The sequence below is a fragment of the Saccharomonospora sp. NB11 genome (assembly GCF_015910535.1).
Lineage (GTDB): Bacteria > Actinomycetota > Actinomycetes > Mycobacteriales > Pseudonocardiaceae > Saccharomonospora.
In genome coordinates this window covers 1-11614 of the sequence record NZ_JACBJG010000014.1, presented here as the reverse complement: position 1 = coordinate 11614, position 11614 = coordinate 1, and the positions used below count along the sequence as shown (strand labels likewise).

Sequence of the window (11614 nt, the reverse complement as noted above, 5' to 3'; positions counted from 1 at the left end):
TCACTCGCAAGGTGGCTCACAAAAACCTTCCCCTTCCCGCCGATTCGATGCTAACCCGCTCGATGCCGCGCACCGGTCTGGGGTCGTGTTGTGCCGTGCCCTCGCACCTCGGCGCGATCCTCACCGATCGCGCGTGGTCGGATCCTCACCCTCCGACAGCGCGTTCCACAGGTCGGAGTCGGGATTTCCGGACCGTCTGCGTTCCTTCTTCTCCCCGGGGGCGGAGTACTTCGCCCCCATGCGGGGCATGCGGTGTCCCCGCCACGCGAGCACAGCGCCCGCGACCGCGTAACAGGCCGCCGCGGCCAGCGCCGTCGCGGGGCCGAGCCAGGTCCTCTCGGGGTCGCCGGGGATCGCGTCGTAGCCGGGCGCCCGCGTGGTGAGGTCGACGTCGTAGGCCGAGCCGTTCAGCACCAGCACGGTCACCCACCCGGCCACGGCGAGGAGCACGACCCCCAGCACCCGGCGTGCGACCCCGCGCAGCGCCAGCGTCGCCGCCATCGCCGCCAGCGCCAGCAGCGCCAGCGGCGTCGGCCACGTCACGAGGTCCGATCCGGAGATCTCGTCGCGCAGTTCCCCGTTGAAGACGGTTCCCGGCGGGACGTCGACCCACGTCACCGCGGACGCACCCCACAGCGCCAGGGCCGCCGCCGCGAGCGCCGCCAGGGTGATCCACAGTAGACGCTTGGTCGCCTCAGACACCGGAATCGGCCACCTTCGCGGGGCTCATCGTTCCCGCCGCGGCCACGGCCGACAGCACCGTCCTGGCCTTGTTGAGCGACTCGGTGTCCTCGTAGTCGGGGTCGGAGTCCGCGACCACACCGGCACCGGCCTGGACGTACGCCACTCCGTCGCGCATCAGCGCGGTCCGGATCGCGATCGCGGTGTCCGCGTCACCCGCGAAGTCGAGATAGCCGACGATCCCGCCGTAGAGGGCGCGCCGGGTGGGCTCCAGTTCCTCGATCAGTTCCATGGCCCGCACCTTCGGGGCGCCCGACAGCGTGCCCGCGGGGAAGCAGGCGAGGACGACATCGAACGCGGTCGCGTCGTCGGCCAGCTCGCCGGTGATGGTCGAGACGAGATGCATCACGTGGCTGTACCGCTCGACGGTGAAGGAGTCGAGCACGCGCACCGTGCCCGGACGGCACACCTTGCCGAGGTCGTTGCGGCCGAGGTCCACGAGCATGAGGTGTTCGGCGCGCTCCTTCTCGTCGGCGAGCAGGTCCTTGGCGAGCTGGGCGTCCTCCTCCGGGTCGGCGGCCCGCCAGCGAGTACCCGCGATGGGATGCGTCGTCGCCCGACCGTCACGGACGGTCACCAGCGCCTCCGGGCTGGACCCGACGATGTCGAAACCGTCCAGTCGCAGCAGGTACATGTAGGGGCTCGGGTTCGACGTGCGCAGCACCCGGTACACGTCGAGCGCGTCGGCGTCCGTCTCCATCTCGAACCGCTGCGACGGCACGACCTGGAAGGCCTCACCGGCCTTGATGGCCTCCACCGTCCTGCGCACGGCGGCGTGGAAGTTCTCCTTCGTCTGCCGGCGGGTGAACTCGGGCGCCGGGCGTTCGAAGACGGCGTTGGTGGCCGGGGCCGGATCGGCCAACCGCTCCGCCATCACGTCCAACCGGCGCACCGCGTCGTCGTAGGCGGCGTCCACGCGCTCCGGGGAGTCGTCCCAGTTCACAGCGTTCGCGATGAGCGTGACCGTGCCCTCGTGGTGGTCGAGCGCGGCGAGGTCGGTGGCGAGCAACATCGTCAGCTCGGGGATGTCGAGGTCGCGTTCCGCGAGCTCGGGAAGGCGCTCCAGCCACCGCACCGCGTCGTAACCGACGTAGCCGACCAGCCCACCGGTGAGTGGCGGCAGACCCGGCAGCGGTTCGGTGTGCAACGTCGCGAGCGTCTCGCGCAGGACCGACAGCGGGTCCCCCTCGGTGGGCAGGCCCGCGACCGGTGTCCCCGTCCACACGGCCTTGCCGTCCCGCACCGTGAGGGCGGACGGACTGTCCACGCCGACGAACGACCATCGCGACCAGGACTGCCCGTTCTCGGCCGACTCCAGCAGGAACGTTCCGGGCCGGTCACCGGCGAGTTTGCGGTACAACCCCACGGGCGTGTCCGCGTCCGCCAGCAACCGCCGCACCACGGGAATCACGCGGCGGTTCTGCGCGAGCGCCCGGAAGTCCTCACGACTCGGGCTGACCTCACCCAGTCCACGGGCCGCGGTGTGGGAAGTCTGGGCAGTCACCATGAGTTCATTGTCCCGCCGCGGGCGCCGCGACCGTCACGGGGTGAATTCAACAGCGATGAATTGAGAGATCCCCTCGTCGGGCATCATTGTCGACATGACGACCGCGAAGGGCAGCACGTCCGCTCGACCTCCCGCTCGACGACGTGGCAGACGGACGAGCGGCGAGGACACGCGAGCGGCCCTCCTCACCGCCGCCCGCGCCGTGTTCGCCGAGCGCGGCTACGACCGCGCGACCGTCAGGGCCATCGCCGGCCAGGCGGGGGTCGACCCGGCGATGGTGAACCACTGGTTCGGCGGCAAGGACGGGCTCTTCGCCCAGGCGATCCTCCAGGTGCCGTTCGACGTGCACGCCATCATCGAGGACGTGACCGCGGACGGCCCCGACAAGCTCGGGGAGAACATCGTCCGCAGGTTCCTCACCACATGGGACGGGGCCGGTGGCGAGGTGTTCGAAGCGCTCGTCCGCAGCGTCACGACCCACGACGAGGCCCGCAGCGCGCTCCGCGACGTCCTGCTCCGGAAGCTGTTCACCGCGATCACGACCACGGCGGGCAGTGATCGCCCCGAGCTACGCGCGGCCCTGTGCGCCACCCAGGTGATCGGCCTCGGCGTCGTGCGTTACGTGGCGAGATTCGAGCCGGTGGCGTCCGCCGACGTCGACACGCTCGTCGCCACGATCGCGCCCACGCTCCAGCACTACCTGACGGGCGATCTGGACGGGCCGACCGACACCGCCGCCTGACCTCAGGCCGACTCGTCGGCCAACAGCACCCGCTCGTCACCGTCGAAGCAGGTGTGGGTCCCGGTGTGGCAGGCCGGTCCCGTCTGGTCCACCCGCACGAGCAGCGTGTCGGAGTCGCAGTCGAGCCGGACCTCACGCACGTGCTGGACATGACCCGAGGTCTCCCCCTTCACCCACAGCCGTCCCCTGCTGCGCGAGAAGTAGGTGGCGCGGCGGGTGGTGAGCGTGCGGTGCAGCGCCTCGTCGTCCATCCACGCCACCATGAGCACCTGCGACGTCGAGTGCTCCACCACCACGGCGCACACGAGACCGTCGGCGTTGCGCTTGAGCCGCCGCGCGACGTCCGGGTCGAGTCCGCTCATCGGACCTCGACACCTCCCTCTCGCAGGGCCGCCTTGACCTCGCCGATCTTCATCTCTCCGAAGTGGAAGACGCTCGCGGCCAGCACGGCGTCGGCGCCCGCCCGCACGGCGGGCAGGAAGTGCTCCACCGCGCCCGCGCCACCGCTCGCGATGAGCGGCACCCGGACCTGGGCCCGCACCAGTTCGATCAGCTCCAGGTCGAAGCCCTGCTTCGTGCCGTCCGCGTCCATCGAGTTGAGCAGAATCTCGCCGACACCCAGCTCCTCGCCGCGCGCCGCCCACTCCACGGCGTCGATCCCGGTGCCCCGACGGCCGCCGTGCGTGGTGACCTCGAAGCCGGAAGGAGTCGGCGTGCCGCCCTCGGGCACCCGCCGCGCGTCCACCGACAGCACGACGCACTGCGCGCCGAACCGACGTGACGCCTCCCGCAGCAGCTCGGGCCGCGCGATGGCGGCCGTGTTGATGCTGACCTTGTCGGCCCCGGCCCGCAGCAGCCGGTCGACGTCGTCCGTGCTGCGCACTCCGCCACCCACGGTGAGCGGGATGAACACCTGCTCGGCCGTCCTGCGCACCACGTCGAACGTCGTCTCGCGGTTGCCGGACGAGGCCGTCACGTCGAGGAACGTCAGCTCGTCGGCACCCTCCGCGTCGTAGAGACGGGCCAGTTCGACCGGGTCCCCCGCGTCCCGGAGGTCGGCGAAGTTCACGCCCTTGACCACCCGGCCCGCGTCGACGTCGAGACAGGGAATCACTCTCACCGCGACGGACATGGACTCAGCCTAACCGGGGCGTCCGGCCCCTCTGCCGGGTGACACCGCGTCACCCCGCCGTGCCGGGTATTCGCGTTATACGCAGGGCGAACACTTCGCTCTCTACAGTGCTTCCATGACGATCGCCTCGGTAAGAGACGTCCGAACGATCCCGTCGGAGACCGAGAACCACGTGGCCCGGAGGCCCGCTCGACGCGCTCGTCTCGCTCCGGTCGCCTCGGTGGCCGTGGGCACTGCCCTGATCGGGGCCCACGCGTCCGCCTACGGGTACTGGATCATCGACGACGCCGCCATCACGTTCTCCTACGCGCGCAGTGTCGCAGAGGGACTCGGACCGGTGCTGCAACCGGGCGCGCCCGCCGTCGAGGGTTATTCCAATCCGACGTGGCTGCTGCTGCTCGTCCTCGGCAGGCTGGTCGGGCTGTTCGACCACGGTCTGTTGTTCGGCATCCCCGACTACGTGTTGTTCCCCAAGGCGCTGGCGCTGCTGTGCTGCGCGGCGATTCTCACGCTGAGCTACGTGGCCGCTCGCAGGGTCCTCACCACGGCCGCGTGGGTGGTGCCGCTCGCGATGGGCGGTGTCCTCGCCGCGATGCCGTCGTTCGTGATCTGGGCGTTCTCCGGGTTGGAGAACCCGCTCTACGCTCTGCTGCTCGTCACCCAGGCGGTGGTGCTCTTCCTCGCCGTCGTGGACGGCCGGCTGCTCACCGCGAAGGTGGCGGTGACGGTCGGCGCGCTGGCCGCGTTGGCAGCGCTCACCCGCCCCGAGGGGCTGATCTACGCGGGTAGCTATCCGCTGGTGGTGCTGGCTCAGCTCCGGCGTGCCGAACTCGTGCCGAGCCTGCGCCGCTGCGTCGAGTCGTCCCTGGTCTTCCTCGTCCCCGTCGGCGCGTACTTCACGTGGCGGTACGTGACGTTCGGGCAGTGGCTGTCCATGCCGTCGGTGGCGAAGGCGCAGGACCTGCCGACCCTCGTGGATCTCGTCCGGCCGGGCGAGCTGGTCTCCTACGTGGGAGCGCTCGCCGTGCTGTTCGCCGCGGCCATGGTCGCCGCGATGCTCGCCAGGGGCACTTGGTGGCGCGCGGGCCTGCTCGCCGTGCTCGTCCCCCTCGGGCTCGCGGTGGTCGCCTACGCCGTACTGGAACCCGACTGGATGGCGCAGTACCGGTTCGCCACCCCGGTGTGGGTGCTCGGCACCCTCGCCGCCACGCTCGCGACGGTCGAGGTGGTGCGGTCCGCCCGCACCCGGGTCCGCGCCTGGCTCGTCGCCGGGCTCGTCGCGGTGCTGCTGCCCACCGGCGCGGGCTTCGTCCACGCCTCGGAGCAGTTCCGGGCGCAGCCCGACATCTCCGCGTGCTACGTCGCCGACCGGCTCGGTCGCGTCTTCAACGGCTACGCCGACGTCCTCGGACTGGAAGAGGCGTCCCTGCTGATCCCCGACCTCGGTGGCTCGTCGCTCACGAGCCGACTCGACCTCGTCGACATGGCCGGGTTGACCCACGCGACGTTCGCCGAGATGGCGCGCACCGAGGACCGCCGCGCGCAGGCCGAGTACGTCTACACCGTCGCCAAGCCCACGTTCATCCACATACGGGAACCGTGGACGAGCGGCACGGGCCTCGGGTGGGACCCCCGGCTCGAACGCGACTACTACCCGATCCACTACCACACCAAGCAGGGCGAGCCCCACGGCGACTGGGTGCGCAAGTCGGTGGTGCCGGACGCCGAGACACTCGCCGAGCTGCGCGACTACGCGACCACCTCGGCGGCCTGGGTGGAGCAACGACTGCTCGCCTCGCCCCTGCGACAGTGCGGCCCGACACTGCACCGTGGACAGACGGAGTTGTCGGAGCCGAACCGGGTTCCGTCCAGCGATCCCGTCACCGCGCACCCGTACCGCGCCGAAGGCTGATCCGACCGCCGGGCCCACGGGGTGGGGTACCGCCCGTCCCGGCGGCCCGGCACGATGTGGCCGTGGACATCGAGAGCGAACTCGCGCGACTGGACTCCGAGAAGTACGTGTCGCTGGTCACCTTCCGCAAGACCGGCGCCGAGGTGGCGACTCCCGTGTGGATCGCCAGGGACGGCGCCGAGTTGCTCGTCTTCAGCGAGCGCAACGCCGGGAAGGTCAAGCGCATCCGCAACAACCCCGAGGTCCGGCTGACGGCCTGCGACGTGCGGGGGAAGAACCTCCACGGGCCCACCGTCACCGGCACGGCCCGGATTCTCGACGACGAGGGCAGCGAGCACGCCCGACGGGTCATCGCCCGGCGCTACGGGCTGCTCGGGCGGATCACGATGTTCTTCAGCAAGCTGAGGGGCGGCCCGCAGCGCACCGTCGGTATCGCCATCACGCTCACCGACTGACGCCCGAACCGCCCCGGAGTCTCGTGCTGGTCGCCGCCCGTCCCGTCAGGCCACGGCCGCGAGCGGCCAAACCAGCCACGGCCGTGAACGGCCAATCAAGCCACGGCCGTGAACGGCCAATCAGGCCACGGCCGTGAACGGCCAATCAAGCCACGGCCGCGAGCGCCTCGGGAAGGGTGAAGGCACCGGCGTACAACGCCTTGCCCACGATCGAGCCCTCGACGCCGTCGCTGCTCAGCGCCGCCAGCGCCCGCAGGTCGTCGAGGCTGGACACTCCACCCGACGCGATGATGGCCGCATCGGTGCGGGCGGTGACCTCACGAAGCAGGTCGAGGTTCGGCCCGCGCAGAGTGCCGTCCTTGCTCACGTCGGTGACGACGTAGCGCTGGGCGCCGTCGCGGTCGAGCCGCTCCAGCGTCTCCCACAGGTCGCCACCGTCCTTGGTCCAGCCTCGCGCCGCGAGCCGGTGTCCCTGCTCGGTGATACGGACGTCGAGGCCGATCGCGACCCGGTCACCGTGCGTCGCGACCACGCGGGCGCTCCACTCCGGGTCCTCCAGCGCCGCCGTCCCGAGGTTCACGCGGCGCGCCCCGGTGGACAGTGCGGCGGCCAGCGACTCGTCGTCGCGGATGCCACCGGACAGCTCCACGTTCACGTCAAGCCTGCCCACGACCTCCGCCAGGAGCTCGCGGTTGGAGCCCTTGCCGAACGCGGCGTCGAGGTCCACCAGATGGATCCACTCCGCGCCGTCACGCTGCCAGGCCAGCGCCGCCTCCAGCGGCGATCCGTACGAGGTCTCGGTCCCTGCCTCGCCCTGCACCAGACGTACGGCTTGTCCGTCGGCCACGTCCACGGCGGGAAGTAGTGTGAAGCTCACCCGGCCACTATAGGAACCGGTGGGCCGGAACGGATTCAGAGGGTCTGGACCCAGTTCTTGAGGATGTGCGCCCCGGCGTCGCCGGACTTCTCCGGGTGGAACTGCGTGGCCCACAGCGGACCGTTCTCGACCGCGGCCACGAACTCCTCCCCGTGGTGCGCGGTGGTGACCTTCGGTTGCGCGCCGGGCAGTTCCGACTCCAGTTCCCAACGCCGCACGGCGTAGGAGTGCACGAAGTAGAAGCGCGTGTCCGGGTCGAGTCCCGCGAACAACTCCGAATCCTCGGGCGCTCGCACGGTGTTCCAGCCCATGTGCGGCAGCACGTCGGCGTCGAGCCGCTCGACGGTGCCCGGCCACTCGCCGACCCCCTCGGCCTCGACGTCGTGCTCGACACCGCGTTCGAAGAGGATCTGCATGCCGACGCAGATGCCCAGCACGGGCCGCCCACCGGCGAGCCGCTTGCCGATGATCCGGTGGCCGCCGACCTCCAGCAGGCCCTCCATGCAGGCCGCGAAGGCACCGACCCCGGGCACGACGAGCCCGTCGGCCTCCACGGCCGCCTTCGGGTCCGAGGTCACCTCGACGTGCGCGCCGGTGCGTTGCAGGGCGCGCTCGGCGGAGCGGAGGTTGCCGGAACCGTAGTCGAGGATGACGACCGACGGCACCGAAGACACTGAAGGCGCTGAAGTCACCCTTCCAGACTAACCACCCTTCGGCGTCGTCCTGCCCGCCTGCCAGGCCACCGGCAGCACGGCGAGGGCGGCGACCGCGAGCAGCGTGAACGACGTCCCCACGGTGGTGGCCGAGATCAGCGCCCCCAGCGCGACGGCGCCCAGGCCCTGCCCCGCGTCGAAGGCGACGTTCCAGGCCACGCTGGCCTTGGCGGCGGGAGCCCTGGCGAACATGGCCACCAGGGCGTCGTTCTGCACGACCCCGAACCCGATACCGAACAACGTCACCGCCACGACGGCGACGACGGCGAGACCGTCCGCCTCGGAGACGAGCGCGAAGCCGAGCAGCCCCGCACCACCGACGGCGAGAGCGGGCAGCAGCATGCGACCCGGGGCGGCCACACGGTCACCGACGTGTCCCGCGAGCCAGCGGGTGAGCATCGCCGCACCCGGCACGACCAGCAACGCGATCGTCGCGACGGACGGGCTCAACACGATGGGCAGGAACGTCGCGAGCGCGCCGTAGCCGGTGGACACCGCGAGCATCGGCAACCACGGCCGCCAGGTGGCCGAGGCGACGTCCACGGCCCCGCGCAGGCCGCCTCGCGTGGTGTCGTCGTGAGGGAACGCCGTGGGAATGCCGAGGATGGGCACGACCGCCATGAGCGGCAGCACGGTCGCGAGCACGAAGACCGGCACGAACCCCCAGTGCTCCGCCATGGCCGTGCCCGCGGGCAGTCCGACGAGCTGGGGCAGCCCCACCGCGAGGCCGTAGAGGCCCGAACCGCGCGCGACCGACGCCTCCGGCAGCAGCTCGGCGATCAGAGCGCTGGCGCACACGGTGAGGAGTCCGAAGCCGAGTCCGCGCACGAAGGACGTCGCGAGGATCGCCTCGGCCGCGGGGAACACGGCCAGCAGCGGGGCCGGGACGCCGAGCAGCAGCGCCCCGAGCAGTAGCCCGGTCCGATAACCGAACTTGCGCACGAGCGTGGGCACGGCGAACTGTGCCAGCACGGTGCTCGCCATGAAGACCCCGGTGGAGGCTCCGGCGACGACGGAACCCGCGCCTTGCCGGACGGTCCACAGCGGCACCACGGGCAGCAGCAGCGCGAAGCCCGCGAACGCCCCGACCGCGGCCACCAGCATGAGCACGAACGGCCGGTGCCGCAGCGGTGAGACCGGGATGTCAGTCACGGAGGTCGAGGGCACCCGTCACTTCTAGTACGCCCGTACCCGTTCTGTCGAACCCCGCGTGTGCCACGAGACCTCCGTCACCGCCGAGTCCAGCTCAGCAGCTCGTCGACGGGCAGGGTGTTGACCACGTCCTCGACCCCCACACCGCACGCCAACGCCCGGGCGCACCCGTAGGGCTGCCAGCCCAACTGGCCGGGCGCGTGCGCGTCGGTGTCGATGGCGAACCGACATCCCAGCTCACGTGCTCGGCGCAACAACCGCCGGGGCGGATCGAGCCGCTCCGGCCGAGAGTTGATCTCCACCGCGACGCCGTGGTCCCGACACGCCTCGAACACGGCGTCGGCGTCGAACTCCGACTCCGGCCTCCCCCGGCCCGTCACCAGTCGTCCCGTGCAATGCCCGAGCACGTCCACGTGTGGGTTCGACACGGCGGCGACCATGCGTTCGGTCATGCTCCGCCGTTCCATCCTCAGTCGGGAGTGCACGCTGGCCACCACGACGTCCAGCCGCGCCAGCAGCTCCTCCTCCTGGTCGAGCGCACCATCGTCGAGGATGTCGACCTCGATGCCGGTGAGGATGCGGAAGGGGCTGCCCTCGCGGTCGTAGGCGGCGTTGAGACCTGCCACCACCTCGAGCTGTTCCCGCAGCCGGTCGGCCGACAAGCCGCGCGCGACCGTCAGCCTCGGCGAGTGGTCGGTGAGCACCACGTACTCGTGACCGAGCTGCCGGGCCGCCTCGGCCATCTCCTCGATCGGGCTCCCGCCGTCCGACCAGTCGGAGTGCGTGTGACAGTCGCCCCGCAACGCCGTCAGCAGCTCTCCCCCGTCGGGCAGGTTCTCCGCCCCGCCCGCGACCTGCGTGAGGTACTCCGGCTCCCGGCCTGCCAGCGCCTCGGCGATCACCGTCGCCGTGGTCTTGCCGATGCCGCGCAGCTCGGTGAGGGTCCCCTCTGCGGCCCGCCGCTCCAGCTCGTTCCGTTCGACGCCCTCGACCACTCCGGCCGCCGTGCGGAAGGCCCGGACCCGATAGGTCGGGGCACCCGCACGTTCGAGGTGCAGCGCGATCTGTCGGAGCACGCTCACGGGATTCATCGCCCGTCCTTCCGCGGCAGCGTGTGCCATCTCACGTCGTCCAATCGCGCGTCCCGAATCGTCGCCGTGAGGTAGGTGCACGCCGGTTGCCGACGCCGGTCGGTGGGGGAGCCGGGATTCAGCAGGCGCAACCCGGCCGGGGTCGTCGTGTCCCAGGGGATGTGGCTGTGCCCGAACACGAGGACGTCGACGTCGCCGAACCGGCGATCGCACCGCTGCTCGCGCCCCTTCGCGGGCCCGGTCTCGTGCACCACCGCCAGTCGGAGGCCGTTCAGCTCGACCCGCTCGACCTCGGGCAGCCGCCGTCGCAGCTCGGGCCCGTCGTTGTTGCCGTACACGCCCACCAGCCGGGCCGCAGCCTCGTCGAGCCGGTCGAGCAGGTCGGCCGACACCCAGTCACCCGCGTGCACGACGACGTCGGCGACCGACACCGCGTCCCACACCTGCTCGGGCAGCTCGCGAGCTCGTCGCGGCACGTGGGTGTCGGCAAGGAGGAGCAGCCGCAGCTCGTCGCTCACCCGCGCTCAACCGCCCTGGTTCGAGAGGGTGACGTCCAGACCCGCAGCGACGCGCTCGTAGTCGCCCGGAGTCGCCTCGTCCGGCAGCTCCTTTCGCAGCTCGTCGCGTTCCGCCACCTCCACGGCACCGGCGTGGTCGGGCGAACGCAGGTCACGCTCACCCAGTACCCGCAGCCTGCCCTCGTGGAGCACGAGGCGTGCCCCGGGCTCGTCACTCGCCAACAAGGCCCGGACGTCGTCGGCCGTGACTCGCATGGAACCTCCCCCTACGGATGCGCGTCTTCTTCGATGCCCGATCACTGGCGGGTACCCACAAAAACAGCTATCGCAATGAAACAGAATCGGTACAACGGCCGAGAGTCACGGGAAGCGGACTCGACAACCCCGGTCGACCGCGCGCACACATGCCGTGACCAGCGGCAACAGGATGAGCCGCGAGTCGGGGCCTCATGGGACACGGACGCTCGTCCACCCGTATCTTGGCCTGCGGAGTTCTGGCCGAACGCCGGACGTGGAGGGGTTGCCTTGCAACAGGATCGCCAATGGCCCGAGTCGCACAGCGAGGAGACGGACATTCTGCCGCGGATCGACGCGCGGCAAGGTCAGTCCGACCCGAACGCAGCGGCGAACACCCAGCACATCGCAGCACACGACACAAAAAAAACGCCATCGCATCGAAGGTCTTTTCGAAGGTTGCCATCGCTGCGTACCACTCAGACGTCACGTCTGTAGCGGCAGTCGTCGGAGGCGATGTCGTTGATGATCTCCAGTTGT

The 11614-nt window shown here is 70.8% G+C and carries 13 protein-coding genes; 3 read left to right on the top strand and 10 right to left on the bottom strand.

The features are described from left to right. Positions 1–120: 120 nt before the first annotated feature. Together JAV51_RS18330 and JAV51_RS18325 are read right to left on the bottom strand one after the other, a co-directional pair. On the bottom strand, positions 121–702 hold the full coding sequence (locus tag JAV51_RS18330; RefSeq protein ID WP_197321981.1) for a Trp biosynthesis-associated membrane protein: 582 nt from the start codon (positions 700–702) through the stop codon (positions 121–123). Continuing rightward, the gene (locus tag JAV51_RS18325; RefSeq protein ID WP_197321980.1) at positions 695–2248 is read right to left on the bottom strand and encodes an anthranilate synthase component I; all 1554 of its coding nucleotides are present in this window, start codon (positions 2246–2248) and stop codon (positions 695–697) included. Before JAV51_RS18325 ends, JAV51_RS18330 begins: the two co-directional genes overlap by 8 nt. A gap of 94 nt (positions 2249–2342) precedes the next feature. Between JAV51_RS18325 and JAV51_RS18320 the strand changes: the two genes are divergently transcribed. Then, complete coding sequence (locus JAV51_RS18320; RefSeq protein ID WP_197321979.1) at positions 2343–2990, top strand: TetR family transcriptional regulator; 648 nt, start codon at positions 2343–2345, stop codon at positions 2988–2990. A 2-nt stretch (positions 2991–2992) separates the two neighbouring features. Here JAV51_RS18320 and hisI read toward each other — a convergent pair whose 3' ends face one another. Both hisI and hisF read right to left on the bottom strand, forming a co-directional pair. Further along, positions 2993–3352 carry a phosphoribosyl-AMP cyclohydrolase gene (hisI, locus tag JAV51_RS18315; RefSeq protein WP_197321978.1) on the bottom strand — a complete coding sequence of 120 codons (360 nt, stop codon included), beginning with the start codon at positions 3350–3352 and terminating at the stop codon, positions 2993–2995. Beyond that, positions 3349–4122 (bottom strand): imidazole glycerol phosphate synthase subunit HisF, encoded by a 774-nt coding sequence (gene hisF, locus JAV51_RS18310; protein ID WP_197321977.1) that lies wholly within the window; start codon positions 4120–4122, stop codon positions 3349–3351. Before hisF ends, hisI begins: the two co-directional genes overlap by 4 nt. A gap of 115 nt (positions 4123–4237) precedes the next feature. Between hisF and JAV51_RS18305 the strand changes: the two genes are divergently transcribed. Beyond that, complete coding sequence (locus tag JAV51_RS18305) at positions 4238–6034, top strand: hypothetical protein (protein WP_197321976.1); 1797 nt, start codon at positions 4238–4240, stop codon at positions 6032–6034. Positions 6035–6102: 68 nt separating this feature from the next. Beyond that, on the top strand, positions 6103–6489 hold the full coding sequence (locus JAV51_RS18300) for a PPOX class F420-dependent oxidoreductase (protein ID WP_374059072.1): 387 nt from the start codon (positions 6103–6105) through the stop codon (positions 6487–6489). A gap of 145 nt (positions 6490–6634) precedes the next feature. Here the strand turns inward: JAV51_RS18300 and priA are convergent, their stop codons facing one another. The 6 genes from priA to JAV51_RS18270 all read right to left on the bottom strand — a co-directional run bounded on the left by priA (position 6635) and on the right by JAV51_RS18270 (position 11095). Then, positions 6635–7366, bottom strand: a complete 732-nt coding sequence (gene priA, locus JAV51_RS18295) for a bifunctional 1-(5-phosphoribosyl)-5-((5-phosphoribosylamino)methylideneamino)imidazole-4-carboxamide isomerase/phosphoribosylanthranilate isomerase PriA (RefSeq protein WP_197321974.1) — start codon at positions 7364–7366, stop codon at positions 6635–6637. A gap of 35 nt (positions 7367–7401) precedes the next feature. Then, the gene (gene hisH, locus JAV51_RS18290; RefSeq protein WP_197321973.1) at positions 7402–8031 is read right to left on the bottom strand and encodes an imidazole glycerol phosphate synthase subunit HisH; all 630 of its coding nucleotides are present in this window, start codon (positions 8029–8031) and stop codon (positions 7402–7404) included. Between the two features lie 36 nt (positions 8032–8067). Further along, entirely contained in the window at positions 8068–9183 is a 1116-nt protein-coding gene (locus JAV51_RS18285; RefSeq protein WP_197322068.1) for an MFS transporter, read from the bottom strand. Between the two features lie 125 nt (positions 9184–9308). Beyond that, a complete protein-coding gene (locus JAV51_RS18280; protein WP_197321972.1) occupies positions 9309–10322 on the bottom strand; it encodes a PHP domain-containing protein in 1014 nt (337 codons plus the stop codon). Beyond that, complete coding sequence (locus tag JAV51_RS18275) at positions 10319–10828, bottom strand: metallophosphoesterase (RefSeq protein ID WP_197322067.1); 510 nt, start codon at positions 10826–10828, stop codon at positions 10319–10321. Before JAV51_RS18275 ends, JAV51_RS18280 begins: the two co-directional genes overlap by 4 nt. Before the next feature lie 18 nt (positions 10829–10846). Then, positions 10847–11095 (bottom strand): hypothetical protein, encoded by a 249-nt coding sequence (locus JAV51_RS18270; protein WP_197321971.1) that lies wholly within the window; start codon positions 11093–11095, stop codon positions 10847–10849. Positions 11096–11614: the final 519 nt, after the last annotated feature.